The organism is Achromobacter sp. FW305-C-28 (assembly GCF_058783235.1).
This window is the reverse complement of sequence record NZ_JBYSYL010000006.1, coordinates 66,444-92,047: the sequence shown is the minus strand read 5'-3', so window position 1 is coordinate 92,047 and position 25,604 is coordinate 66,444. Positions and strand designations below refer to the sequence as shown.

Below are 25,604 nucleotides of genomic sequence, written 5' to 3'. Positions count from 1 at the left end.
AGATCTCCAGTATGTGATGGGGGGGTTGCATTGGGGCGCAAGGCGCCCCACAACCGCCATCATAGTTCTTGCGCGCGGCGGCTGCAGGCGGGCAGACCGGAATGGGAAAAAAAGAAGCACAGTCTGATACGACTCCACACTTTCAATGAAACGGCATGCAACGTGATCGTTGCCATAATGTGACGGTGATCAATGGCTATCGCGCAGATGCGGCGCGGTGGGCGCTTTGTGGAGGGATATCGATGCGTCAATTACTGATCGGCCTGGCCTGGATGATGGCCGCGGCCACGCCGGCCTGGGCCGCTCCGGATGCGGCGGAGCAGGCGCAATTTGAATCGTTCGTGGTGGCGGCGGGCGCGTCCAACGGCGCCGCCCGGGCTTGCGGGGCGTCTGAACCGGACCTGGCGCAGCACGAGACGACTTCCCGCAAGAACCTTGAACGCTATGCCAAGGAATATGGGTTTTCTGCTTCGGGGTACGACGGGCTTTATCAGAAGGGGCTTTCTGACGGGACGACGATGATGGAGGAAATGAAGCGCTCGGGGGTGGATGGTTGCCGGGGGGTGCTCGGCAGCTTTCAGAATGAGCGGGTGATTTCCTATGAGGATATGAAGGCGGCTCTGGCTGAGGTCAGTGATGGGTTGCCTGGGGAGAGTGCGGAGAAGTAGCGGTGTTTTTGCTGGCTTCGGGCTGAGTTCTTGGGACGCCCGAAGCGCCGGGGGCCTTGCGGCTTCGGTGCGTGCCGCAAGGGGTGAGTTTCGAAACCGGATAGTCGCTTCAGACGCCCAGTCCGTTCTGCTTGAACCAGTCCAGCATTCTTTGCCACGCCTGTTCGGCCTCCGCCTTGCGGTAACTCGGCCGATAGTCCGCGTGGAACGCGTGCGGCGCTTCGGGGTAGACGTCGATGCGGGAGGCCTTGGCGGCGGCGGGGCCCTTGGCGAGTTCGATGCGCATCTTGTCGACGTCGGTCAGGGGGATGCCGGCGTCCTTGCCGCCGTAGGCGCCCAGGACGGGGGCCTTGAGGTCGTTGACCTGGCTCAGGACGGACTTGGGCTTGAGGTCGCTGGGTTCGCCGCCCAGTTGGCCGTAGAAGGCGGCGCCGGCTTTGAGTTTGGGGTTGTGGGCGGCGTAGAGCCAGACTTGGCGGCCGCCCCAGCAGAAGCCGACGATGCCGAGCTTGTCGGCGCTGCCGCCGTTGGCGGCGGCCCAGGCCGTGGTGGCGTCGAGGTCGGCTTCGACTTGTTTGTCGGGGACCTTGCTGATGATGTCGGCTTGCAGCTTGGGGATTTCGGTGTACTTGGACGGGTCGCCCTGGCGGGCGAAGAGTTCGGGGGCGATGGCCAGGTAGCCCAGGTGGGCCAGGCGGCGGCAGACGTCCTGGATGTATTCGTGGACGCCGAAGATTTCGGAGATGACCAGGACGGTGGGCAGGTTTTTCTTGCCGGCGGGTGCGGCGCGGTAGGCCGGCATCTTGCCGTCGGTGGTGGGGATGTCGACCTTGCCGGCGGTGAGGCCGTTGGCGTCGGTGTGGATGGCGGTCTGGGCGACGGCGGGGCCGGCGGCCAGGGAGAAACCGGCGGCGACGGTGGTGGCGATGAAGCCTCGCCGGTCCAGTCGCAGGGGCGGCAGCAGGCTGTCGAAATGGGCGTCCTGGTCTTTCATCATGAATCTCCGGGCAAAGGGCGGGCTGCCGGACGCCAGTTTGCTTGACTGGGCGTCGCGGCGGACCGCCGGGTTCACTTCAGGGAGAAGTCCACGCGCGAGGGCTGGCCCTCGTCCTTGATGCCATCGGCGTTCAGTTGCGGGGCAACGATGAACACGCGATCCGCGAGTCCTTCCTGGGCTTGCAGCTTCTCATAGACCGCTTGCGCGCGGGCGTCGGCCAGTTGGCGCAACTGTTCGTCGCCCACCTGGGCAACGCCGCGCAGCATCTCCTCCATTTCTGCTGGCGGCACGGACTTGGCCATGCCAATGAAATTGCGGGGTTTGTCCTTGATGTCGGTGTCGTCATAGACCTTTTCGAGGTATTTGGCGCGTTCGGCGCCGGAGACCTCGACGCCGGCGGGGTCGGGCTTCTTGCCGCGGGGGGCGACGTCGCGGGCCTTGGCGGCGCGGATCTTGGCGTCGACCCAGGCTTGGCGCAGGCCTTCCATGTCGGTCTTGGGGTCGGCGCGGCCGCTCAGGTCCATCTTGAGCGCGGGGCGGTCGGCCAGGGCCTTGGTGAGGGTTTCGATACGCTGCAGCGAGTCTTCGGTGAGCGCGGCGCTGCCCGGGGCGAATTCGACGTAGGACAGTTCTTCGCCGCCGCCAAAGGCGGATGCGAGCAGGCTGAAGGGCGAGGTGACGGCCTTGACGACAAGGTTGAGCAGCACGCGCACGACGATGCCGCCGACGGAGAATTCGGGATCGTCCAGCGAGCCGGAGATGGGCAGGTTGATGTCGATGTTGCCGCGCGAGTCCTTGAGCAAGGCCACGGCCAGCAGCACGGGCAGCTTGGTGGCGTCGGGGCTGTTGGTCTTGTCGCCGAAGGTGAGCTGGTTCAGTACCACGTGGTTGGTGGCGAGCAGCGCGCGGTCCTTGATCTTGTATTCCAGGTCGACGGACAGCTTGCCGCGCTTGATGGGGTAGCCGACGTACTTGGCCGAATAGGTGTTGAAGCGCGGCAGGTCCACACCTTTGGCGGAGGCCTTCAGGTCCAGCGACAGGAACTTGGCGAAGGGCTGCACGATGCCGCTGATGGACAAGGGCGCGGTGGTGTAGACGCGGCCGGTGACCTTGACCTTGGCGGGCTGCGGGTTGGTGGACGAGACGGCGGTGATGGAACCGTCGATGCTGGACAGTTCGGCAACGTAGTTGGGTTTGACGAAGCGGTCGGTGAAAGTCATGCGGCCGCGCGACAGGGTGACGCTGTTGAGCGAGATGTCGGGCATGCCGCCGCCCTTGGCGCTGGGCGCGGCGGCCGCTGCCGGGGTGGGTGGCGCGGCGTTGCGGCCAGGGGTCTGGGTGTCCTGGGTGATGGAGCCGCCGGCCTGGCCAGGCGCGGCGACGAGGTCCATGACGTTCAGGCGGCCCTGGGCGTTGAGCAGGATGCGGCCATAGAAGTCGTCGAGCGCGATGTCGCCCAGGGCGGCGCCGATCTTGTCGCCGGCCACCGAGATGTTCATGCCCGAGAAGGCCAGGCGCTTCCAGTTCAGGAAGTCGTCTTTGTTGACGCGGTCCTGCAGGTCGACGTCGGTGATGTCGACGCCGCCTTTCCACCCGGCCTTCATGGGGGCGTTGCCGGCGGCAGCGACGAATTCGGCGTCGCCCTTGGCGGCCAGGGTGATGGCGCGCACGGTGGCGTTCAGGCTGGAGGCGGCGTAGGGCGCGAAGGATGCGACGTTCAAGCCAGCCAGGTCCACCGAGGTCTTGACGGTGAGCGGCTGCGGGGTGAAGACGCCCTTGAGGTCGAGCTTGCCGTCGCCCTGGATGCCGGAGGCGGCCAGGGTGAAGTTGCTTTGGCCGGGGCCCATGGCCAGGCGGTCGGCGGTGACGGCGAGCTTTTGCAGGGCGATGTCCAGCGGCGGGTTCAGCGTTTCGTCGCGAGCCTTGAATTGGGCCAGTTCGGCGCGCACGCCGGTGGCGGACGCGTCGATGGCGCCGTTCTTGTCCAGGACGTGCACCTGAGCGGTGAGGCCAAGGCGGCCGTCCAGCAGTTGCACGGGCGAGAGGCTGCGCACGGCGGGGGCGAACGGCGCCAGGGCGACGTTGCCCAGCCGGACCGACAGTTCGAGCGACAGGGGTTGCAGCACCAGCGGCCCCTTGGCGCGAATCCAGCCGCCGTCGGTGCTGTTATCCACGGTGAGCCACAGGTTGATGGGCTGGTCCTTGACCTGCGGCAGCGCCACGCCTTCGACGGTGACCGCCAGGCCGGTCATGGCGTAGTCGAGCTTGCTGATGGCGTCGGTGACGTAGAGCTCGCCTTCGTGGATGTTGAAGGCGTCGAGCGTGACCTTCCATTCGGCAGGCGCGGCGGGGGTGGCCGGGGTGCCGTCGGTGGCGGGAGGCATACCGGCGGCGGGCGTACCGGCAGCGGGCATACCGGCGGCGGGCGTACCGGCGGCGGGCGTACCGGCGGCGGGCGTACCAGCGGCGGGCGTACCAGCGGCGGGCATACCGGCGGCGGGCGTACCGGCTGGGGGAGCGGCGCCCTTCCCGGCTTCTGCGGCGGGTGCGGCGGGTGCGGCGGCCGATGCCGCGGCGGCCGATGCCGCGGCGGCCGATGCCGCGCCGGCCGGTGCCGCGGCTACCTTGGCGGGGGCTTGCTTGGCGGCATCGAGCTTGGCGGCGTCGGTCTTCGCGGGTTCGACTTTGGGCGCGTCAGCCTTTGCCGCGCCGGGCTTGGCGGTAGCGGGCTTGGCCGCCGGGGCCGGGCCGCCCAGCGCCTTGAGCTTGTCGACCACGTCCTGCCAGTTCAGGTGCTGGTTGCTATAGCGGCGGGCATAGACTTGCGGGGCCCACAGGCCGACGTCGCCGACGTAGACCTGGCGGGCGATGGGTTCGAGTTCGAGGCGGCTGACAGTCAGGGCGCTCCAGGCGGCGAGGCTTTCGCCGGCGGTGTCGCGCAGGTCGAACTGGCGCAGGCCCAGGTCGCCGACGACGCGGATCTTGGGCGGAGCGTCCTTGGGTTGTTCGAACACGACCTGAAGGTTGGAGTCGAGCAACGCGCGTTCGAGTTTGAAGGGCAGCGGCATGGGCCAGACGTCGGCCCATTTTTCGAGTTGCAGGCCGGTGAAGGCCACCCGCAGGGTCGATGACGGGACCTTGTCGAAGGGCCGCGCCACGCCGGTCAGGTCGAACGGGCTGCCGTTGATGCGCAGGTGCAGCCGGGGCTGCACGTCGATGTCGGTGGCGTAGCCGAAGGTGGAAATGAACGGCACGCCCACGGCCAGCTCGTCGATGACCTGCTTGCGGCCGGTGACCTTGTCGTCCAGCGTGACGACGCCGCCTTCGATCACCATGTTGTTCAGGGAGAAGCGCGGCGGGCCTTCGTCGGGCTTGGGCGGCTCTTCGGGCTTGGCGGCCGTCATTTCGGCCACGCGCTGCTGGATATCGGAGAAATTGAAGCGGGTGACGTCCTCGCGCACGATCGAGACGGTGGGCGAGCGCAGGGTGAAGCGGTCGACCACGGGCGCGAACCAGAACAGCGAGGACCAGGCGGCGCTGACGTTCAGTTCGGCGGCGGTGAGCAGCGGCGTCTGCGAGCCGGGCTGGGCCACGGCGAGATCGCGCGCGCGCACGGTCAGGGTGAAGGGATTGAAGGTGATCTTGCCGACGGAGACGTCGCGGCCGATCATCTTGGCGACGTCCTGGGTCAGGACATCCTGCAGGACCTTGGGCACCTGCCATGCTGCAACGCCGCACAGGATCAGCGCCACGGCCACGACGCCCAAGAGAATCTTGCCTAAGCGGCGGGTGAACCGGAACTTGGGCATCCGCAAGGGCATTACGCGTCTCCTGATACGAATTGAAGGCCATTATCGCGTCCTTCGAGCAAATGTGGGGTGCTTTTTGCGGCCCATCCCGAAAAGCAAAATGCCCCCGCAGGGGCATGAAAACATAAGGTGCTTTTATTCTTCAGCAAGGCCGGGCCGATAAACCCTCGTTATCATAGGCGTATCAATGGCCCCGCCACGGCCCGCCGGGGCCAGGCTTTTCAATCATTAACAATTCTCGGTCCCCGATTCCCATGTCCACGCCCACCCCCACCTTGAGCCACCTGGATGAAGCCGGCCAGGTCCGTATGGTCGATGTGATCGCCAAGACGGACAGCGAGCGCGTGGCCGTCGCCGCCGCCAGCATCCGCATGAACGAGGTGGCCTATGGCCTGTTGACGCAGCCGGGCCGCGGCAAGGGCGAGGTGCTGAACACCGCGCGCGTGGCCGCCATCCTGGCCGCCAAGCGCTGCGCCGAGCTGATTCCCCTGTGCCACAGCCTGCCGCTGTCGTTCGTGGGGGTGGAATTCTCGCTGGACGACGCCGCGCATCGCATCGACATCCAGGCGACCTGCCGCACCAGCTACAAGACCGGTGTCGAAATGGAAGCCATGACGGCCTGCAGCGTGGCCGCGCTGACCATCTACGATATGTGCAAGGCGGCGGACAAGGGCATCGTGATCGAACAGGTACGCCTGAAGTACAAGGCGGGAGGAAAAAGCGGTGAATGGCGCAACGATTAATCTGCTGTACTTTGCCCGCGTGGCCGAACTGGTCGGCAAGCGGACCGAAGCCTGGCCGCTGGACGGCGAATCCACCGGCTCGCAGCTGCTGGCCGCGCTGGGCGAACGCTATCCGCAGCTGGCACCGACCGCGCGGCTGAAGCTGGCCATCAACCAGACCCACGCCAAGCCGTCGGCGCCGATACGCGCGGGCGACGAGGTGGCGGTGTTCGAACCCGTCACCGGAGGCTGAGCGCCATGGTCATCGTGCAGGAAGCCGATTTCGACGCGGCCGCGCTGACGGCGGCCCTGCGCGCCAGCGCCGGCCCGGGCGTGGGCGGCATCGTCACGTTCGTGGGCTATGTGCGCGACTACGCCCCGGACACCCCCACCGACACGCTGTACCTGGAACACTACCCCGGCATGTGCGAGCGCGAGCTCGAAGACATTGCCGCCACGGCGCGCGCGCGCTGGCAGCTGGACGGCACCGTGATCGTGCACCGGGTGGGCGCCTTGGCCCGCAACGCGCAGATCGTGTTCGTGGCCGCCGCCAGCGCCCACCGCGGCGACGCCTTCCGCGGCTGCGAATTCATCATCGACGCGCTCAAGACCCGCGCGCCCTTCTGGAAGCGCGAGACGCTGGCAGGCGGCGACAGCTTCTGGGTCGAACAGCGCCAATCCGACCAGGACCGCACGCAGTCCTGGGACGCCGACACCCCGCCCTCCAAGGAGACCGCATGAACGACGTCACCCCCGTCTCGCTGGCCTGCGCCGTGCTGACGATCAGCGACACCCGCAGCGCCGGCGACGACACGTCCGGCAACCTGCTGGCGCACAGCCTGGCGCAGGCCGGCCACCAATGCGTGCGGCGCGACATCGTCCGAGACGATATCTACCTGATCCGGCGCGTCATCAGCGACTGGATCGCCGACCCCGAGGTGCAGGTCATCCTGACCACCGGCGGCACGGGCTTTTCGCACCGCGACCACGTGCCCCAGGCCATCACCCCGCTGCTGGACCGCGAGATTCCTGGCTTTGGCGAACTGTTCCGCCAGCTGTCCTACACCGAGATCGGCAGCTCGACCATCCAGTCGCGCGCCTTTGCCGGGTCGGCCAACCAGACGCTGCTGTTCTGCCTGCCGGGGTCCAACAACGCCTGCGAAACGGCCTGGACCAAGATCATCCGCGAGCAGCTGGACAACAGCCATCGCCCCTGCAATTTCGCCACGCATCTTCAACACCGCGAACAAGACCACTGACCCCATGCTGGATTTCGATCAAGCCCAGACCCTGCTGGCCAATGCGGCCGCCCCGCTCGCCCGCCGCGAGCATGCCAGCCTGGCCGACGCCCCCGGACGCGTGCTGGCGGCCGACCTGGACGCCACGGTGGACATCCCGCCGGCCGACAACAGCGCCATGGACGGCTACGCGGTGCGCCTGGCCGACTGGCAGCCCGGCGCCCGCCTGCCCATCCAGCAGCGCTGCTATGCCGGCGACACGCCCGAGCCGCTCAAGCCCGGGCACGCCATCCGCCTGTTCACGGGTAGCCTGGTGCCCGCGGGCGCCGACACGGTGGTGATGCAGGAAGACACGCACGAAGCCGATAACCAGGTGGAAATCACGCGCGAACCGCGCCTGGGCCAGCACATTCGCCTGCGCGGCGAGGACACGCTGGCCGGCGCCCCGCTGCTGGCCGCCGGCACGCCATTGCAAGCGGCCCATATTGCGCTGCTGGCCTCGCAAGGCCTGGCCAGCGTGCCGGTGGTGGGCCGCCTGAAGGTCGGCATCCTGACGACCGGCGACGAACTGGTGCCGCCGGGCGGCGCGCGCGAGCCGGCGCAGATCTACAACTCCAACGGCCCGATGCTGGCCGCGCTGGTGCGCGGCATGGGCGCGGACCCTGCCCTGGTGCTGCACGCCCGCGACACCGAAGCCGACCTGCTGGCCGCCTTCAAGACTTTGCTGGCCGAATGCGACCTGGTGCTGAGCGTGGGCGGCGTGTCGGTGGGCGAGCGCGATCTGGTCAAGCCGGCGCTGGCCACGCTGGGCGGCGAACTGTCGCTGTGGAAGGTACGCATGAAGCCGGGCAAGCCGGTGGCGCTTGCACAGATCGACGGTAAGCCGGTGGTGAGTCTGCCGGGCAATCCGGTGTCGGCCTACGCCGTGTTCACGCTGCTGGTGTCGCCGCTGGTGCGGCGCATGCAGGGCCGCGAGGAATTGTTCCCGCCGGTCAGCCGGTTGCCGCTGCGCACCGAGCATCCGCGCCAGGATGCGCGCGAGGAATTCCTGCGCGTGCAGCGCCGCACGGGCGACGACGGCAATGCCGAACTGGTGCCTTACGGCCATCAAGGGTCTGGGGTGATCAGTTCATTGCCCTGGGCCACGGGCCTGGCGCGCCTGCCGGCCGACGTGCCCGTGCAGGACCGCGACCGCGTGCCCTACTACGACCTGCGTCACTGGCTGGCGTAGCGTTCGGCGGCGGCCAGGTCGTCGGGCGTATTCAGGTTCATGAATGCGTCCGGCGCATCGTCGAAGACGGCGGCCACGCCGCCCGCCTGCGACTGCCACAGGCCGACCTTGCGTTCCCCAACCGCCAGGTAATCACGCAGCGCCGGCAATAAGGCCGGGCGCACGGCCATGCAGGCCGGATGACGCCGGCCACCGGCCACGGCATAGGCCAGCGGCGCGCCGGCCGCTTGCGCCGCGGCGATCAGGCGGGCCGCCAGGTCGCCGGGCAGGAAAGGCGTATCGCAAGGCACGGCCACCAGCCAATCACAGGCAGCGGCGGCGGCCAGCCCGGCGGCTAGGCCGGCCAGCGGCCCTTGCCAGGCGCCCAGCGCGTCGGTGTCGTCGGCCACGACCCGCCCGTAGCGGGCATAGAGGTCGGCGTTGCGGTTGGCGCTGATGATCAACGTGCCGACTTGCGGCGCCAGACGCTGCGCCACGTGGGCCACCAGCGGTTCGCCGCGCAGCTCCGCCAGGCCTTTGTCGCGCCCATCCATGCGCGAGCCCTGGCCGCCAGCCAGGATCAGGCCGGCGATGTGCTGCGGATTCAAGGCCGATGCGGGATCAGCCACCGATGTAGCTCATTTCGACTTTGCGGGCCGGGTCGGCCATGTGGCGACCGCGTTGTTCAGAATAATTGTCGCCGCGGCCGGCCCAGATGCCCGTGAGGATGGCGGCCAGTTCGTCGTCGCTCGCGCCGTCGCGCAGCGGCGCGCGCAAGTCGTAGCCCTGGTGCGCGAACAGGCACAGGAAGAGCTTGCCTTCCGGCGACAGGCGCGCGCGCGTACAGCCGCCACAGAAGGCGTGGGACACGCTGGAGATGACGCCGATCTCGCCGCCGCCATCCAGGTAGCGCCAACGCTCGGCGACACGGCCCATGTCGTCGGCGGCCACCGGCGCCAGCGGATAGACCGCGCCGATGCGCGCCAGCACTTCCTGGCTGGGCACGACTTCGGTGAGGTTCCAGCCGTTGGTGTTGCCGACGTCCATGTATTCGATGAAGCGCAGAATGTGGCCGCTGCGGCGGAACCGTTCGGCCATGGGCAGGATCTGGGCGTCGTTCAGGCCGCGCCGCACCACCATGTTGACCTTGACGGGAGCCAGCCCCGCGCGGGCGGCGGCATCGATGCCGCGCAGCACGTCGTCGGGCGTGAAGCCGCTATCGCTCATGTCCTGGAACATGGCGGCGTCCAGCGCGTCCAGACTGACGGTGACGCGGGTCAGGCCCGCGGCTTTCAGGTCGGCGGCCTTGCGTTCGAGCACGCTGCCGTTGGTGGTCAGGGTCAGTTCCAGCGGCTGGCCGGCGGGCGTGCGCACGTCGGCCAGCAGGCCCACCAGGTTTTCCAGGTGTTTGCGCAGCAGGGGCTCGCCGCCCGTGAGGCGGATTTTTTCGACGCCCAGGCGGGTGAACACGCCGGCCAGGCGCGCGATTTCCTCGAACGACAGCAGGTCGGAATGCCGCATGAAGGTGTAGTCGGCATCGAAGACCTCGCGCGGCATGCAGTAGGTACAGCGGAAGTTGCAGCGATCGGTGACCGAAATGCGCAGGTCGCGCAGCGGCCGCGCGCGCAGGTCGAGCGCGGGCTGGCCCGGCGCGGGGGGCGCGACGGGGGCCGGCAGGTCGTTGCGGCGATCAGCAAGAAGGATCACTTTGCTCATGGAATCATCATAGCCCGGTGCGTTCAGGCAAAGGCCTCGTCCAGGGTTTGCAGCTGGCCGGTATGGCTGGCGTCGTAGCCCACCAGCTGGCCCACGTAGCCGACGTAGTCGGGGCTGCGCATGAGCGCCAGCAGATCCTGCATGGCGGGCGTATCGAGCGAGGTCTTGCGGATGGCGAAGAAGTAGCGTTCGCGCACCAGCGGGATGAAGTCCAGGCCGAAGCGGCAGGCGGCGGTTTCCACGCCCACGCCGGTATCGGCCATGCCGCTGGCGATGTGGGCGGCAATGGCCATATGGGTGAATTCGTTGGTTTCGTAGCCCTGCACCTCGCTGATCGACACGCCCGCGCGTTGCAGCATCAGGCCCACCAGGTAGCGGGTGCTGGAGCCGATCTGGCGGTTGACGAAGCGCACGTCCTGGCGCGCCAGGTCGGCCATGCCGCGGATGCGCTTGGGGTTGCCGGCAATGACGAACAGGCCCGTGTTGCGCACCGCCAGGTGGATCAGCAGGTATTCGTCGGCGTGCAGCCACTGGGCGTAGCGTTCCATGATGGGCGCCTCGAAGTCGCCCAGCGGCACCTGGAAGCCGGCCAGGTCGCATTCGTGGCGTTCCAGCGAGGCCAGGGCCTCGATGGCCGTGCGGTAGCGCAATTCCAGCCCCGGCTTGCGCGTGCCCATGTGTTCCATCAGCGATTCCACGGCAAAGCCATGGCTGGCGTGCAGTCGCAGGTGGGGGCCGTTTTCGGGCAGGAGCCGCGCCAGTTCTTCCTGCAATTCGGACGCCATGCTGTCCAGCGTGGGCATCAGCCGCGCCTCGATGCGGCGGTTGGCCCACAACAGGCGCTGCGCGAACGGCGACAGCTGCGTGCCCTGGCGCCGGTTGGTGATCAGCAGCTGGGTGCCGAAGATGCCTTCGAAACGGCGCAGCACGCCCCAGGCGTGGCGGTACGACAGCCCGCAGGCGCGACAGGCGCCGGCGATGTTGCCGGTGGCGTCGATGGCGGCCAAGAGCGCCAGCATGTCCTGCAAGGGCACCGGCGCCGCGTCGTCTCCACCCAGGGTCCATTGGGGCCGCAGGCCGATCTTATATGTCATTTATTTCTTATTGAACGGGTTTAATTACCTGTTTAGAGTACACAAATAACGCGGCGCATGGGTATTTAATATGTTTTTAAAAGCATATTAAACCTCTGGACGCCGCCCCACGATAAAACCCCTGCAATGGGGTCCAGCACACAACTGGAGGAGACCGCCATGCGTCAGCGCGAGGCAAAATCCGATCTGGCGTCCAGCGGGGGCGCCCGAGGCGGCCCGTTGGCCCTTGATGCCGCCCAGGCGTCGGCCAGCCCGTCCATCGCCGCCACGGCCCGCATCCTGGCCCAGCTGAAAGACCAGCCCGGCCCGCTGTTGCCGGTGCTGCATGCCGTGCAGCACGAATTGGGCTGTATTCCGGCCGAGGCGGTGCAGACCATCGCCGAGGCCCTGAATCTGTCCCGCGCCGAAGTGCATGGCGTCATTACCTTCTACCCCCACTTTCGCAGCGAGCCGGCCGGGCGCCACACGCTGGAAGTGTGCCGTGCCGAAGCCTGCCAGGCCATGGGCGGCGAACACCTGGCCGCCCACGCGCGCCAGGCGCTGGGCTGTGATTTCCACGCCAGCACGCACGACGGCGATTTCACGCTGGAGCCGGTGTATTGCCTGGGCCTGTGCGCCCAGTCGCCGGCGGTGATGATCGACGGCCAGCCGCATGCCCGGGTCACGCCCGACAAGCTGGACCGGCTGCTGCGCCGCACGCGGGAGGCCGGCCAATGACCGCCCCCTTGACGATCTACGTGCCGCGCGATGCCGCGGCGCTGGCCATGGATGCCGACGCCGTGGCCCAGGCCATCGAGCAGGCCGCCGATGAACGCGGCCTGGCCGTGCAGGTGGTGCGCAACGGCTCGCGCGGGCTGCTGTGGCTGGAACCGCTGGTGGAAATCGCCACGCCCGAAGGGCGCCTGGCCTATGGCCCGGTGCAGCCCGAAGACGTGCCCGCCCTGTTCGAGGCCGGCTGGCTAACGGGCGGTGAACATCCGCTGCGCCTGGGCCTGACCGAGGAAATTCCCTACCTGAAGCACCAGGAACGGCTGACGTTCGCCCGGGTCGGCGTGATCGACCCGCTGTCGTTGCAGGACTACGCCGCGCACGGCGGGCTGCAGGGGCTGAAACGCGCGCTGTCCATGGAACCGGCTGCCATCGTCGACGAGATGGTGGCATCGGGCCTGCGCGGCCGCGGCGGCGCGGCGTTTCCCACGGGCATCAAATGGAAGACGGTGCTGGGCTCGCCCGCCGACCGCAAGTACATCGTCTGCAATGCAGACGAGGGCGATTCGGGCACCTTTGCCGACCGCCTGCTGATGGAAGGCGACCCCTATGTGCTGATCGAGGGCATGACCATCGCCGGCCTGGCGGTGGGCGCCACCTACGGCTACATCTACGTGCGGTCCGAATACCCGCACGCGATCGCCACGCTGGAAGCCGCCATCGCGCGGGCCCGCAGCGTGGGCTGGCTGGGTGACGACGTGCACGGCAGCGGCCGCCGCTTCGACCTGGAAGTGCGCAAGGGCGCGGGCGCCTACATCTGCGGCGAAGAAACCTCGCTGCTGGAAAGCCTGGAAGGCAAGCGCGGCGTGGTGCGCGCCAAGCCGCCGCTGCCCGCGATCTCGGGCCTGTTCGGCAAGCCTACGGTCATCAACAACGTGATCTCGCTGGCGACAGTGCCGATCATCCTGGCCAAGGGCGCGGCCTATTACCGCGACTATGGCGTGGGCCGCTCGCACGGCACGCTGCCGTTCCAGCTGGCCGGCAACCTCAAGCAAGGCGGGCTGGTGGAAAAGGCTTTCGGGCTGAGCCTGCGCGACCTGCTGTATGACTTTGGCGGCGGCAGCGCGTCCGGCCGCCCCCTGCGCGCGGTGCAGGTCGGCGGCCCCCTGGGCGCCTACCTGCCGCAATCGCAATGGGACGTGCCGCTGGACTACGAGGCCTACGTGCAGATCTCGGCCATGATCGGCCACGGCGGCCTGGTGGCGTTCGACGACACGGTCGACATGGCGCGCATGGCGCGCTACGCGATGGAATTCTGCGCCATCGAGTCCTGTGGCAAGTGCACGCCCTGCCGCATCGGCTCGACCCGCGGCGTGGAAACCATCGACAGGATTTCGGCCGGCGGCCCCGACCGCGCGCAGCAGGTGCATCTGCTGCGGGACCTGTGCGACACCATGCTGGGCGGCTCGCTCTGCGCGCTGGGGGGCATGGCGCCCTACCCCGTGCTGTCGGCGCTGAACCACTTCCCGCAGGACTTCGGCATCGATACCCCTCAGCCCGCCGCTCACCCGGCCTGACCCCGAGACCGCCATGCTAGAAACCGTCATCAAGCGCGACCGCGATCTGGGCACCCCGGCGCGGGTGTCCGAGCAGACCGTCACCCTGACCATCGATGGCCAGGAAATCACCGTGGCCGAAGGCACGTCGCTGATGCGCGCGGCCGCCGAGGCCGGCATCAACATCCCCAAGCTGTGCGCCACCGACAGCCTGGAACCCTTCGGGTCGTGCCGGTTGTGCCTGGTACAGATCGAAGGGCGCCGCGGCTATCCCGCGTCGTGCACCACGCCGGCCGAGAACGGCATGGTGGTGTACACCGAAACGCCCAAGCTGCACGACCTGCGGCGCGGCGTGATGGAGCTGTACATTTCCGACCACCCGCTGGACTGCCTGACCTGTCCGGCCAACGGCGATTGCGAGCTGCAGGACATGGCCGGCGTGGTCGGCCTGCGCAACGTGCGCTACGGCTACGACGGGGCCAACCATTTGAAGAGCGAAAAGGACGAGTCGAACCCGTACTTCACCTACGACGCGTCCAAGTGCATCGTCTGCAACCGCTGCGTGCGGGCGTGCGAGGAAACCCAGGGCACCTTCGCGCTGACGATCTCGGGCAAGGGCTTTGCGTCGCGCGTGTCGCCGGGGCAGGACCAGCCTTTCCTGGAAAGCGAATGCGTGTCCTGCGGCGCCTGCGTGCAGGCCTGTCCCACGTCCACCCTGCAGGAAAAGACCGTCATCATGATGGGCCAGGCCGAGCATTCGGTCGTGACCACCTGCGCTTACTGCGGCGTGGGCTGCGGCTTCAAGGCCGAAATGAAGGGCCAGGAAGTGGTGCGCATGGTGCCCTGGAAAGACGGCCAGGCCAATCGCGGCCACTCGTGTGTGAAGGGCCGCTTTGCCTGGGGCTACGCCACGCACAAGGAACGGGTGCTCAAGCCGATGATCCGCAAGCACATCACGGATTCCTGGAAGGAAGTGTCCTGGGACGAGGCGATCAACTACGCCGCATCGGAATTTCGCCGCATCCAGGGCGAATTCGGCCGTGACGCGGTGGGCGGCATCACGTCGTCGCGCTGCACCAATGAAGAAACCTGGCTGGTGCAGAAACTGGTGCGCGCCGCCTTCGGCACCAACAACGTCGACACCTGCGCGCGGGTCTGCCATTCGCCCACCGGCTACGGCCTGAAGCAGACGCTGGGCGAATCGGCCGGCACGCAGACGTTCGATTCGGTCATGCATACCGACGTGGTGATCGTGATGGGCGCCAACCCGTCCAGCGGCCACCCCGTGTTCGCCTCGCGCCTGAAGCGCCGGCTGCGCCAGGGCGCGCGCCTGATCGTGATCGACCCGCGCCGCATCGAACTGGTGAGCTCGCCGCACATCAAGGCCGATTTCCACCTGCAGGTGCGCCCGGGCACCAACACCGCGCTGCTGTCGTCGCTGGCCCATGTGATCGCCACCGAAGGCCTGATCGACGAGACCTTCGTGGCCGAGCGCTGCGAAACCCGCGCCTTCCAGGAATGGCGCGACTTCGTCTCGCTGCCCGAGAATTCGCCCGAAGCCATGGCCGAGATCACCGGCGTGCCGGCGCAGGCCGTGCGCGGCGCGGCGCGGCTGTTCGCCACCGGCGGCAATGGCTCGATCTATTACGGCCTGGGCGTGACCGAACACAGCCAGGGGTCCACCACCGTGATGGCGATCGCCAATCTGGCCATGGCGACCGGCAACGTCGGCCGCGAAGGCGTGGGTGTGAATCCGCTGCGCGGCCAGAACAACGTGCAGGGTTCGTGCGACATGGGTTCGTTCCCGCACGAACTGCCCGGCTACCGCCACATTTCCGACAACGTCGTGCGGGCGCAATTCGAGGCCGACTGGGGCGTGACCTTGCAGCCCGAACCCGGCCTGCGCATTCCGAACATGTTCGAGGCCGCACTGGGCGGCTCGTTCAAGGGTCTGTACTGCCAGGGCGAAGACATCGTGCAGTCCGACCCGAACACGCAGCATGTGGCGGCGGCGCTGGCGGCGATGGAATGCATCGTGGTGCAGGACCTGTTCCTGAACGAAACGGCCAAGTACGCGCACGTGTTCCTGCCGGGCTCGTCGTTCCTGGAAAAGGATGGCACGTTCACCAACGCCGAGCGCCGCATTTCGCGGGTGCGCAAGGTGATGGAACCGAAGAACGGCAAGTCGGACTGGGAAGTGACGGTGGCGTTGTCTAACGCGCTGGGCTACCCCATGAACTACCGCCATCCGCGCGAGATCATGGAAGAGATCGCACGCCTGACGCCGACCTTCAGCGGCGTCAGCTACGAAAAACTGGACAAGCTGGGCAGCCTGCAATGGCCGTGCAATGACGATGCGCCGGAAGGCACGCCGATCATGCACATCGATGCCTTCGTGCGCGGCAAGGGCAAGTTCATGATCACCAAGTACGTACCCACCGACGAACGCAGCACGCGCCGCTTCCCGCTGCTCTTGACCACCGGGCGCATCCTGTCGCAATACAACGTGGGCGCGCAGACCCGCCGCACGCCCAACGTGATGTGGCACAGCGAGGACGTGCTGGAAATCCACCCGCAGGACGCGGAAGACCGCGGCGTGAAGGACGGCGACTGGGTCGGCGTGCAGAGCCGCGCGGGCGAGACGGTGCTGCGTGCGACGCTGACCGACCGCGTACAGCCGGGCGTGGTATACACCACGTTCCACTTCCCCGAGTCCGGCGCCAACGTCGTCACGACCGACAACTCCGACTGGGCCACCAACTGCCCCGAATACAAGGTCACCGCGGTGCAGCTGACGCGGGTGTCCCAACCTTCGGAATGGCAGCGGCAATGGTCGCGTTTCGCGGACATCCAGCAAAAGCTGCTGCGTGAACGTTCACGCGAAAGCGAAGCCGCGCTGACGGGGAAATAACCCCGACTGCCCCGGAACCGCCATGGACCCACGCCCCTCTTCCCCGTCCGACCGCCTAGATAGCGTGGCGGCCCAGGTGACCCGCGTGCGGGCCGGCGCCCTCGTGGCCGGCGCCGAGGCCGACCACCTGGCCGAGGAAACGCCCGTGGCGCTGGAATTCAACGGCATCAGCCACGCCACCATGTTGGCCACGCCGGCCGACCTGGAAGACTTCGCAGTGGGTTTTTCGCTGTCGGAAGGCATCATCGACAGCGTGGCCGACGTGCGCGGCATCGATGTGCTGCCGCAATGCGACGGCATCGTGGTGCAGGTGGAAATCTCCAGCGCGTGCGAAGCGCGGCTGAAGTCGCGCCGCCGCGCCATGGCCGGGCGCACCGGCTGCGGCCTGTGCGGCGTGGAAACGCTGCCCGAAGTGCTGCGGCCCGTGGACCCGGTACCGGCCGGCGCGCCGCTGGCCATCGGCGCCGTGCTGCGAGCCATGGGCGCCATGCGCGCGCGCCAGGCCCTGCACGACCTGACCGGGGCCACCCACGCCGCCGGCTGGGCGGACGCCGACGGCACGGTCGCGCTGGTGCGCGAAGACGTGGGCCGCCACAACGCGCTGGACAAGCTGGTGGGCGCCCTGGCGCGCCAAGCCATGCCGGCCGGCGGCGGCATGGTGCTGGTGTCCAGCCGCGCCAGTTTTGAAATGGTGCAGAAGACGGCTTCTGCCGGCGTCGGCGTGCTGGCGGCGGTATCGGCCCCCACCGCGCTGGCGGTGCGGCTGGCGGACAGCGCCGGCATCGCGCTGCTGGGCTTTCTGCGCGGCGACGACGCCACCCTGTATTCCCACCCTGAACGCATCACCTCCTAGACCGGACGCGACACACGCATGGAAATCGGCAACCTGATCCGCATGGCCAACCGCATCGGCCAATTCTTCGAAGCCATGCCGGTGCACCCGGAAGCGGTGGAGGGCGTGGCCAACCATATCCACAAATTCTGGGAACCGCGCATGCGCAACGAATTGCTGGACTTCCTGGCCCGGCAGCCCGATGGCGATGCCGGCGAACAGCAGTTGCACCCCCTGGTGCTGGAGGCGGTCACGCAGAACCGCCAGCGCCTGACGCCGCTTGCCCGCGTGTCGTAGACCGGGCAGGCGCCGCCGCAGCACGCTTTACCGCAGCAAAGGGTTCACAAGAAGCGCGGGACTGGATTTTCCGGTCTGACGCGCGCTATAAAGCCGCACCCCGAGGAGACCTCATGGAAAGCACTGCAACACTGGATCTGCCTGGCTCAAAGCCCGGCATTCTGGACAAAGAACGCACCATCGCCGGGCCGGGCTTTTCCCGCTGGCTGGTGCCCCCGGCCGCCCTGGCCATCCACCTGTGCATCGGGATGGCCTATGGCTTCTCGGTGTTCTGGCTGCCTTTGTCCAAGGCGATCGGCGGCGCCCAGCCGCTGGCCTGCCCGGCCGACATGAGCCTGGCGGCCGAGCTGTTCACCACCAGCTGCGACTGGCGGATCTCGACCATGGGGTGGATGTACACCCTGTTCTTCGTGCTGCTGGGCTGTTCCGCGGCGCTGTGGGGCGGCTGGCTGGAACGCGCCGGTCCGCGCAAGGCGGGCGTGGTGTCGGCGGTGTGCTGGTGCTGCGGCCTGGTGATCTCGGCCTTCGGGGTCTACCTGCACCAGATGTGGATGCTGTGGCTGGGGTCCGGCGTCATCGGCGGCATCGGCCTGGGGCTGGGCTATATCTCGCCGGTCAGCACGCTGATCAAGTGGTTCCCCGACCGCCGCGGCATGGCGACCGGCATGGCCATCATGGGCTTTGGCGGCGGCGCCATGATCGGCGCGCCGCTGGCCGACCTGCTGATGCGCCACTTCGCCACGCCCACCTCGGTCGGCGTCTGGCAGACCTTCCTGACCATGGCGGTGGTGTATTTCGTCTTCATGATGTCCGGCGCGATGGGTTACCGCGTGCCGCCCACCGGCTGGAAGCCCGAGGGCTGGACGGCGCCCGCCAAGCAGGCCAACAATGCCATGATCACCAAGGGCCACGTCCACGTGAAGCGGGTCTGGGGCGTGCCGCAGTTCTGGCTGGTGTGGCTGGTGCTGTGCCTGAACGTGACCGCCGGCATCGGCATCCTGGGCATGGCTTCGCCGCTGCTGCAGGAAGTGTTCGGCGGCGGCCTGATCAACAAGCCTGAACTGGGCTATGGCCAGCTCGACAAGAGCCAGCTGGCGGCCATTGCCGCCATCGCCGCGGGCTTCACAGGCTTGCTCAGCCTGTTCAACATCGGCGGCCGCTTCTTCTGGGCCAGCCTGTCCGACAAGCTGGGCCGCAAGCTGACCTACCTGATCTTCTTCGTGCTGGGTTTCGTGCTGTACGCCGCCATTCCCTGGACGGCGCACATGGGCGCGCTGGCGCTGTTCGTGGCCGCCTTCTGCGTGATCCTGTCGATGTACGGCGGCGGCTTCGCCACGGTGCCGGCCTACCTGGCGGACCTGTTCGGCACCCAGATGGTGGGCGCCATCCACGGCCGCCTGCTGACGGCCTGGTCGGCGGCGGGCATCTTCGGCCCGGTGCTGGTGAACTACATCCGCGAATACCAGCTGTCCATCGGCGTGCCGCGGGCGCAGGTGTATGACATCACCATGTACATCCTGGCGGGCATGCTGGTGCTGGGGTTCCTGTGCAACCTGGCGATCCGCCCGGTGAACCCCAAGTACTTCATGACCGACGAGGAACTGGCCCGCGAAAAGGCCCTGGCGCACGAACGCGCCGCGGCGGCCGAGACCCACGGGTCGGGCACGTCCACCTTCCGCACGCCGCTGGCGCTGGTGCTGTTTGCCTGGGCCTGCGTGGGCATTCCGCTGGCGTGGGGCGTCTGGATCACGCTGCAAAAGGCCGTGGTGCTGTTCCACTGACCCCGTTTGCCCGGGCGGCGCCGCGCGCGCCAGCCCGTCCCCAGGGCGCGAAGCTGCTACATTGGCAGCCGCGCCCTTTCTTTTTTCTCTTTTCCCCCAATTCCCCTCCCCCATGACCTGCCTGCCCAAGAAGCCCCTTATTGCTGGAGCGCCACGTTGACCCTGCCTGAACTGAGCTGGACGGAAGGCGACGCCCCCGACCAGACCACGCACACCGCCCGCTGGCGCTCGGAAACCGGCGCCACGCCCCCCAAGCGGGTGGTGCTGGCCGACGACCGCACCACCGCGGACATGGCCTACCGCCAGGCCTGCGAAGGCGTGGGCCTGCTCTGGCGCGGCGACTTCCAGAACGCGCGCCTCTTGCTGCAGGCCATGACCCGGCGCGTGGACAAGCGTCCGCGCAAGCCGGTCGAGACCTTGCTGGAAGCGTTCAACCAGCATCGCCAGATCCAGTCGCAGCGCGCCCGCATCCTGGGCATGCTGTTGATTCCGTTCGACGCCGGCCACGGCATTTCGCTGCGCCGCGCGCCCGATGCCCGGCAGGCCTGCGAAGAAGCCCACGGCCCGGCCGACGAACCCTATGTGGCGTCGCTGCGCGAACTGCTGGGCTTGATCGGTGCCTTTGAATGGCGCAAGAAAGGCGTGGAAATTGCCGCGCTGAACAACCGCATCCATCCGCACTACGGCGTGTTCTCGCCGCTGCGCGGCGAATACGTGGACCTGGTCGCCAACACCCCGATGCCGCGCGGCAGCGTGGCCTTCGATATCGGCACCGGCACCGGCGTGCTGGCGGCCGTGCTGGCGCGCCGCGGCGGCAAGCGCGTCATCGCCACCGACATGGACCCGCGCGCCCTGGCCTGCGCCCGCGAAAACCTGGACCGGCTGGGCCTGTCCAAGCAGGTCGACGTGGAACAGGCCGACCTGTTCCCCGAAGGCCGGGTCTCGCTGATCGTCTGCAATCCGCCGTGGCTGCCGGCTCGCCCCAGCTCGCCGGTCGAGCATGCCGTGTACGACCCGGACAGCCGTATGCTGCGCGGTTTTCTCAACGGCCTGGCGGCGCACCTGACGCCCAACGGCGAAGGCTGGCTGATCCTGTCGGACCTGGCCGAGCACCTGGGCCTGCGCACCCGCGAGCAATTGCTGGAAATGATCCAGCAGGCTGGCCTGCGGGTGGTCGAGCGCATCGATACGCGCCCGACGCATGCCCGCGCCAAGGACGCGAACGATCCGCTGTACGCAGCGCGCTCGAAGGAAGTGACGTCGCTGTGGCGCCTGGCGGCGGCCGAGGCCGCGGCCTGACGGCACGCGCCGTGACCCGCTGAACGGCTAACGGGCCGGGGAAGCTTCCCCGGCCTTTTTCATGCCCGCCCGGCGGCCACGTTCACGCTGATGGCGATGATGAAGACGTTGAAGAAGAAGGCGATGACGCTGTGCATCAGCGCCGTGCGCCGCAACCGGCGGCTGACGATCTGCACGTCGGACACCTGGAAGGTCATGCCCAGCACCAGCGCGAAGTAGGCGAAGTCCCAGTAGTCCGGGTCTTCCTTGCCGGGGAAATCCAGGCCCTTGTGCATGCCGTTCCGGTGGCTGTAGTAGCCGTGGGCATAGTGCAGGGCGAAGATCATGTTCATGTACAGCCACGACAGCACGATGCTGACGGCGGCGGCGATCAGGTCCGCCACGCCTTCGGCGCCGCCGGCGGCGCGCATTTCGGTCCAGAGCGCCAGCATCACCAGGCACGACAGCGCCACACTGCTCCAGAGCACGCCGGTGCGGCCCACGTCGACCTGCTGGGCCCGTATCCGCATGGATTCGGGCGTGGCCTTGCCGAAGGCGGCGCCGGTGACCAAGAGGAACACCAGCGCGGCGACGTCAAAGCCCAGCAGGCCCGCACGGCTGGGCGACATGCCGGCGAGGTAAAGGCCCGCGGCCACCGCGACAAACAGCAGGCCGCACAGCACCAGGCGCAGGTGCGCATGAAAGAAGGGCAGGCGCGCGACCGCGGCGGGCGGCGCGTCGGCATCATGATCCTTGACCGGCAGCGACATGGGGGCTTCCTGGCGTGGCAAGAGCCCTAACGCTAACCGATAGCCAGCAATCCCACCAGCGCGCCGCCGAACAGCAGCCACAGCGGATGAATCCGCGTGGCGCTGCCCAGCACCGCCACCACCGCGGTGATGGCGCCCAGCAGCCAGGAATGCACCGAGGCCTCGGTGATGAGCGCGGCGCTGGCGGCCACCAGCCCCACCGTCATGGGGAAGATGCCGGCCTGGATCACGCCGCGCCAGGGCCGGTCCTTGAAGCGTTCCCACAGGCCCAGGGCGATGACCGTGATGATGGACGACGGCCCGAACTTGGCAATGGTGGTCACCAGCATGCCCATCCAGCCGGCCACGTGCCAGCCCACCAGGGTGACGACCATCAGGTTGGGGCCGGGCGCGGCCTGGCCCAGGGCGAACAGCGCCGAGAAGTCGGCGGCCGTCATCCAGCCATGCACTTCCACGACCTGGCGCTGCATTTCCGGCAGGATGGTGTTGCCCCCGCCAAACGCCAGCACGGACAGCTGCGAAAAGATGATGGCCAGGGCGATCAGGGTCTGGATCATCGGCGTTGCCTCCAGACCAGCAGGATGCTCAGCGGCGTCAGTACCGCCATGGTGGGCAGCAGCGGAATGCGCAGCACCGCGATGGCGATGAAGCACGCCGTGGCCACCAGGCCGGCCAGCCAGTCGCGTCGCTTGAGCACCGGCGTGCCGATCTTGACGGCCATGGAGATCAACAGGCCCGCCGCGGCGGCGGCCAGGCCGGCGAACAGGTGCTGGATGTGCGGATCGTTCTGGAAACGGTCGTAGACCATGCCCAGCAGCACCACGATGGCCGAGGGTGCCAGGATCAGGCCCATCAGTGCGGCAAAGGCGCCGCGCGGGCCGCGGAATTTCATGCCCAGGGCGACCGACAGGTTGATGATGTTGCCGCCCGGCAGGAACTGGCACAGGCCCAGCAGGTCGGTGAATTCGGCGCCGCTCAGCCAGCGGTGCTTTTCCACCACCATGCGGCGCGCCAGGGGCAGCGCGCCGCCGAAGGCCGTCAGGCCCAGCATGAGAAAGCCGTAGAACAGTTGCCCACAGGTGGGCGGGGGCCGCAGGGCGGCGTCAGGGGGAGTCGGTGCTGCGTTCATGATCTTCTGGATGAATAGACCGCAGCCTACTCCCGCCCTCAGATAATGTCTAATATATGACTGGCTAAACATTCATATCCATTCCATATGTCATCCGTCGACCTGCGGCTGTTGCGGTACTTCCTGGCGGTGGCCGAGGAATCCCACCTGACGCGCGCGGCCGCCCGCCTGGGCATCCGCCAGCCGCCGCTGAGCCAGCAGATCCGCGTGCTGGAAGAGGAGCTGGGCGTGACGCTGTTCCACCGCCTGCCGCGCGGCATGGAACTGACCGAGAGCGGCCGCGCGCTGCTGGCTGATGCGCGCAGCATCCTGGCGCTGGTGGACCAGGCGGTGGACGGCGTGCGGCGCGTGTCGCTGGGCGAGGCCGGGCGCCTGACCGTGGGCTTTACCGGGTCGGCGGCCTTCCACCCCTTCGTGCCGTCGGTGATCCGGCGTTTTCGCGAAATTGCGCCGCAGGTGCGGCTGGTGCTGGAAGAAAGCAGCACCGGCGAGCTGATGCAAGAGGTGCGCGACGGCCGGGTGGACGTGGCCTTCATTCGCGGCTCGCACGGCGTCGAGCGCGGCGTGGCGTTCGAGACCGTGTTGGAAGAAAGCATGCTGGCCGCCTTTCCGGCGGACCACCCCATGGTCAAGGGCCGCGCCCGCAAGCGCATCGCGCTGTCCGAGCTGGCCGAGGAATCCCTGATTCTCTATCGGCGCCACAGCGGCCCGGGCCTGTACGACGCCATCATCACGGCCTGCGGCGCGGCCGGCTTCAGCCCGCGCGTGGCGCAGGAAGCGCCGCGCATGCTGTCCACGCTGAGCCTGGTGGCGGCGGGCCTGGGCGTATCGCTGGTGCCGGCGTCGCTGCGGCGGGTCAACATCGAGGGCGTGGTGTACGTGAACATCACGGGGCCGGTGGAACTGCGCGCCCCGCTGACGCTGATCTGGCGCGACGCGCCGCTGTCGGGCGCCATCCGCCGTCTGATCGAAGAAGTGCGGGCGCACCGCGACACGCCCGAGGCCTGAGGCGGCGCTACACTTGCCGGCACCTTTGTTTTTGCCCAATCGAAATGGCTGCCCCCCATCCCATAGGCGTGTATGACTCCGGCGTCGGCGGACTGAGCGTCTTGCGCGCCATCCGCGACGCGCTGCCGCAGGAAGACCTGCTGTACCTGGCGGACTCGGCCCACGTGCCCTACGGCGAAAAAAGCCAGGACTACGTGCAGCAACGGTCGCTGGCCATTGCCGATTACTTCGTGTCGCGCCAGGCCCGGGCCATGGTGGTGGCGTGCAATACGGCCACCGCGGCCGCCATCGCCGCGCTGCGCGCGCGCCATCCCGACCTGATCATCATCGGCGTGGAACCGGCGATCAAGCCGGCCGCCCACCTGACGCACAGCGGCGTGGTCGGCGTGTTCGCCACCACCGGCACGCTGGCCAGCCCCAAGTTCGCCGCGCTGGTGCAGCGCGAGGCGCCCGAGATCCGCATCCTGTTCCGGCCCTGCCCCGAATGGGTGCTGCTGGTGGAACAGGGCGAGATCAGCGGCCCGAAGGCCGCGCACGCGGTCGCGGCGCCCGTACGCGAACTGCTGGCCCAGGGCGCGGACGCGCTGGTGCTGGGCTGCACCCACTTTCCGTTCCTGCGCAAGGCGATTGCCGCGGCCGCCGGCCCCACCGTGCCGCTGCTGGAAACCGGCGGCCCCGTGGCGCGCCGGCTGCGTCACCAGTTGCAGGAACGCGGCTGGCTGAAGGCGGATGGGCCGGGCACGCTGGCACTGGAAACCACCGGCGACCCGGCGGCGCTGGCGCAAATGGGCGCGCGGCTGCTCGGCTTGCCGGCCCAGGCCACGCAGACGCCTGCGCAATGGCGCTAGGTGCGGTCGGACCCGGGCTGTCCGTCGTGGCAGTGGCCGTTGGGGGTGAATCCCGGCGTCATTTGATCCGGCGCACCCCGCATTGCTGAATAATTCCTTAAAGTAGCGTTATCGACCAAGGAGACGCGATGAAACGCATTCTGATCCCCGTGGACGGCTCGACGCATGCGGTGCATGCCGTGCGCGCCCTGTTGCAGGCGCACCGCTACGACCCGGTCGAGCGCGTCGAGCTCCTGACCGTGCAGATTCCGCTGCAGGCCGGCAAGATCGGCCGCGGCCTGTCGCAGGCCGACATCGACGCCTATCACCGCGAAGAAGGCAACGCCGCACTGCGTGAAGCCCGCGCGTTGCTGGCCGCCGAGGGCGTGCCTTTTGGCGAACGCATCGAGATCGGCGCCCCCGCCGAGACCATCGTGCGCGTGGCCGATGAAATCGACGCCGATGAAATCACCATGGGCACGCGTGGGTTGGGGTCCGTGGCGGCGCTGTTCATGGGCTCTGTTGCCACCCGCGTGCTGCACCTGACGTCCCTGCCCGTCACCCTGGTCAAGTAAAGGAGCCCGCCATGCTGAACATCCTGGTCCCGGTCGACGGTTCCGACGACGCCAATCGCGCCGTGCTGCACGCGCGCCAGCTGGCGCAAGGCGCGAAGGACGCGCGCATCCACCTGCTCAACATCCAGACGCCGCCACAGGGCCGCGCCGGCCTGTCGCGACTGGTCACGCAGGACATGATCGACGAATACTACGTACGCGAAGGCCAGGAAGCCGCCGACGAAGCGCGCAAGCTGCTCGACGTAACCGGCAACGACTATACGAGCCATGTCGAATTCGGCAATCCGGCGGTAGAGATCAACGCCTACGCACAGCAGCACCAATGCGCGCGCATCGTCATGGGCACGCGCGGGCGCGGCGCCTTCGCGGGCATGCTGATCGGATCGGTCGCCAACCAGGTCGTGCAACTGGCCGAAGTGCCGGTGACGCTGGTGAAATAGGCCGTTGCGGCGGCGACTGGCGCGGTTGCCCCCTGCAC

General features: G+C 68.0%; 25 protein-coding genes. 17 read left to right on the top strand and 8 right to left on the bottom strand.

Features of this window, described 5'->3' with window-relative positions:
• Positions 1-242: 242 nt before the first annotated feature.
• Positions 243-668 (top strand): hypothetical protein, encoded by a 426-nt coding sequence (locus AC3WMR_RS16410; RefSeq protein WP_492264230.1) that lies wholly within the window; start codon positions 243-245, stop codon positions 666-668.
• Positions 669-777: 109 nt separating this feature from the next.
• Here the strand turns inward: AC3WMR_RS16410 and AC3WMR_RS16405 are convergent, their stop codons facing one another.
• Both AC3WMR_RS16405 and AC3WMR_RS16400 read right to left on the bottom strand, forming a co-directional pair.
• Complete coding sequence (locus AC3WMR_RS16405; RefSeq protein WP_492264231.1) at positions 778-1,662, bottom strand: dienelactone hydrolase family protein; 885 nt, start codon at positions 1,660-1,662, stop codon at positions 778-780.
• A gap of 74 nt (positions 1,663-1,736) precedes the next feature.
• Positions 1,737-5,486 carry a DUF748 domain-containing protein gene (locus AC3WMR_RS16400; RefSeq protein ID WP_492264155.1) on the bottom strand — a complete coding sequence of 1,250 codons (3,750 nt, stop codon included), beginning with the start codon at positions 5,484-5,486 and terminating at the stop codon, positions 1,737-1,739.
• Between the two features lie 242 nt (positions 5,487-5,728).
• On the opposite strand from AC3WMR_RS16400, the gene moaC reads away from it, so the two are divergent.
• Genes moaC through AC3WMR_RS16375 form a run of 5 tightly spaced genes read left to right on the top strand, consistent with a single transcriptional unit; the run spans position 5,729 to position 8,665 of the window.
• The gene (gene moaC, locus AC3WMR_RS16395) at positions 5,729-6,217 is read left to right on the top strand and encodes a cyclic pyranopterin monophosphate synthase MoaC (RefSeq protein WP_492264156.1); all 489 of its coding nucleotides are present in this window, start codon (positions 5,729-5,731) and stop codon (positions 6,215-6,217) included.
• A complete protein-coding gene (locus tag AC3WMR_RS16390) occupies positions 6,198-6,449 on the top strand; it encodes a MoaD/ThiS family protein (RefSeq protein ID WP_492264157.1) in 252 nt (83 codons plus the stop codon). The genes moaC and AC3WMR_RS16390 overlap by 20 nt, the downstream gene beginning before the upstream one ends.
• A 5-nt stretch (positions 6,450-6,454) precedes the next feature.
• The gene (locus AC3WMR_RS16385) at positions 6,455-6,937 is read left to right on the top strand and encodes a molybdenum cofactor biosynthesis protein MoaE (RefSeq protein WP_492264158.1); all 483 of its coding nucleotides are present in this window, start codon (positions 6,455-6,457) and stop codon (positions 6,935-6,937) included.
• Positions 6,934-7,455, top strand: coding sequence for a molybdenum cofactor biosynthesis protein B (gene moaB / locus AC3WMR_RS16380; protein WP_492264159.1), 522 nt, complete (start codon positions 6,934-6,936; stop codon positions 7,453-7,455). Before AC3WMR_RS16385 ends, moaB begins: the two co-directional genes overlap by 4 nt.
• 4 nt (positions 7,456-7,459) lie before the next feature.
• Positions 7,460-8,665, top strand: coding sequence for a molybdopterin molybdotransferase MoeA (locus tag AC3WMR_RS16375; RefSeq protein WP_492264160.1), 1,206 nt, complete (start codon positions 7,460-7,462; stop codon positions 8,663-8,665).
• Here the strand turns inward: AC3WMR_RS16375 and mobA are convergent.
• Genes mobA through AC3WMR_RS16360 form a run of 3 tightly spaced genes read right to left on the bottom strand, consistent with a single transcriptional unit; the run spans position 8,650 to position 11,454 of the window.
• Positions 8,650-9,273: a molybdenum cofactor guanylyltransferase MobA gene (gene mobA / locus AC3WMR_RS16370; RefSeq protein WP_492264161.1), complete on the bottom strand. Its 624-nt coding sequence runs from the start codon at positions 9,271-9,273 to the stop codon at positions 8,650-8,652. The two genes, AC3WMR_RS16375 and mobA, sit on opposite strands and share 16 nt — an antisense overlap.
• Entirely contained in the window at positions 9,266-10,360 is a 1,095-nt protein-coding gene (gene moaA / locus AC3WMR_RS16365) for a GTP 3',8-cyclase MoaA (protein ID WP_492264162.1), read from the bottom strand. Before moaA ends, mobA begins: the two co-directional genes overlap by 8 nt.
• 23 nt (positions 10,361-10,383) lie before the next feature.
• Positions 10,384-11,454 (bottom strand): substrate-binding domain-containing protein, encoded by a 1,071-nt coding sequence (locus AC3WMR_RS16360; protein WP_492264163.1) that lies wholly within the window; start codon positions 11,452-11,454, stop codon positions 10,384-10,386.
• 159 nt (positions 11,455-11,613) lie between these two features.
• Between AC3WMR_RS16360 and AC3WMR_RS16355 the strand changes: the two genes are divergently transcribed.
• From AC3WMR_RS16355 to AC3WMR_RS16325, 7 genes are all read left to right on the top strand, one after another.
• The gene (locus AC3WMR_RS16355) at positions 11,614-12,171 is read left to right on the top strand and encodes a formate dehydrogenase subunit gamma (RefSeq protein ID WP_175194054.1); all 558 of its coding nucleotides are present in this window, start codon (positions 11,614-11,616) and stop codon (positions 12,169-12,171) included.
• Complete coding sequence (locus tag AC3WMR_RS16350; protein WP_492264164.1) at positions 12,168-13,739, top strand: formate dehydrogenase beta subunit; 1,572 nt, start codon at positions 12,168-12,170, stop codon at positions 13,737-13,739. The genes AC3WMR_RS16355 and AC3WMR_RS16350 overlap by 4 nt, the downstream gene beginning before the upstream one ends.
• A 13-nt stretch (positions 13,740-13,752) precedes the next feature.
• Positions 13,753-16,629: a formate dehydrogenase subunit alpha gene (gene fdhF, locus AC3WMR_RS16345; RefSeq protein ID WP_492264165.1), complete on the top strand. Its 2,877-nt coding sequence runs from the start codon at positions 13,753-13,755 to the stop codon at positions 16,627-16,629.
• 22 nt (positions 16,630-16,651) lie between these two features.
• Positions 16,652-17,482: a formate dehydrogenase accessory sulfurtransferase FdhD gene (fdhD, locus tag AC3WMR_RS16340; protein WP_492264166.1), complete on the top strand. Its 831-nt coding sequence runs from the start codon at positions 16,652-16,654 to the stop codon at positions 17,480-17,482.
• An 18-nt stretch (positions 17,483-17,500) separates the two neighbouring features.
• A complete protein-coding gene (locus AC3WMR_RS16335; RefSeq protein ID WP_492264167.1) occupies positions 17,501-17,758 on the top strand; it encodes a formate dehydrogenase subunit delta in 258 nt (85 codons plus the stop codon).
• A 113-nt stretch (positions 17,759-17,871) separates the two neighbouring features.
• Positions 17,872-19,539, top strand: coding sequence for an OFA family MFS transporter (locus AC3WMR_RS16330; RefSeq protein ID WP_492264168.1), 1,668 nt, complete (start codon positions 17,872-17,874; stop codon positions 19,537-19,539).
• A gap of 156 nt (positions 19,540-19,695) precedes the next feature.
• Complete coding sequence (locus AC3WMR_RS16325) at positions 19,696-20,838, top strand: methyltransferase (RefSeq protein ID WP_492264169.1); 1,143 nt, start codon at positions 19,696-19,698, stop codon at positions 20,836-20,838.
• 59 nt (positions 20,839-20,897) lie between these two features.
• On the opposite strand, the gene AC3WMR_RS16320 is transcribed toward AC3WMR_RS16325, so the two are convergent.
• From AC3WMR_RS16320 to AC3WMR_RS16310, 3 genes are read right to left on the bottom strand one after another with little or no spacing between them, the layout of a single operon-like run.
• Positions 20,898-21,587, bottom strand: coding sequence for a DUF1345 domain-containing protein (locus tag AC3WMR_RS16320; RefSeq protein WP_025137282.1), 690 nt, complete (start codon positions 21,585-21,587; stop codon positions 20,898-20,900).
• A 32-nt stretch (positions 21,588-21,619) separates the two neighbouring features.
• Positions 21,620-22,144 carry a chromate transporter gene (locus AC3WMR_RS16315; protein WP_175194041.1) on the bottom strand — a complete coding sequence of 175 codons (525 nt, stop codon included), beginning with the start codon at positions 22,142-22,144 and terminating at the stop codon, positions 21,620-21,622.
• Entirely contained in the window at positions 22,141-22,716 is a 576-nt protein-coding gene (locus AC3WMR_RS16310; RefSeq protein ID WP_492264170.1) for a chromate transporter, read from the bottom strand. Before AC3WMR_RS16310 ends, AC3WMR_RS16315 begins: the two co-directional genes overlap by 4 nt.
• Before the next feature lie 87 nt (positions 22,717-22,803).
• Between AC3WMR_RS16310 and AC3WMR_RS16305 the strand changes: the two genes are divergently transcribed.
• From AC3WMR_RS16305 to AC3WMR_RS16290, 4 genes are all read left to right on the top strand, one after another.
• Positions 22,804-23,724 (top strand): LysR family transcriptional regulator, encoded by a 921-nt coding sequence (locus AC3WMR_RS16305; RefSeq protein WP_492264171.1) that lies wholly within the window; start codon positions 22,804-22,806, stop codon positions 23,722-23,724.
• Between the two features lie 44 nt (positions 23,725-23,768).
• Positions 23,769-24,572, top strand: a complete 804-nt coding sequence (gene murI, locus AC3WMR_RS16300) for a glutamate racemase (RefSeq protein ID WP_492264172.1) — start codon at positions 23,769-23,771, stop codon at positions 24,570-24,572.
• A 128-nt stretch (positions 24,573-24,700) separates the two neighbouring features.
• Positions 24,701-25,126, top strand: a complete 426-nt coding sequence (locus tag AC3WMR_RS16295) for a universal stress protein (protein WP_492264173.1) — start codon at positions 24,701-24,703, stop codon at positions 25,124-25,126.
• A gap of 11 nt (positions 25,127-25,137) precedes the next feature.
• Positions 25,138-25,566, top strand: coding sequence for a universal stress protein (locus AC3WMR_RS16290; RefSeq protein ID WP_492264174.1), 429 nt, complete (start codon positions 25,138-25,140; stop codon positions 25,564-25,566).
• Positions 25,567-25,604: the final 38 nt, after the last annotated feature.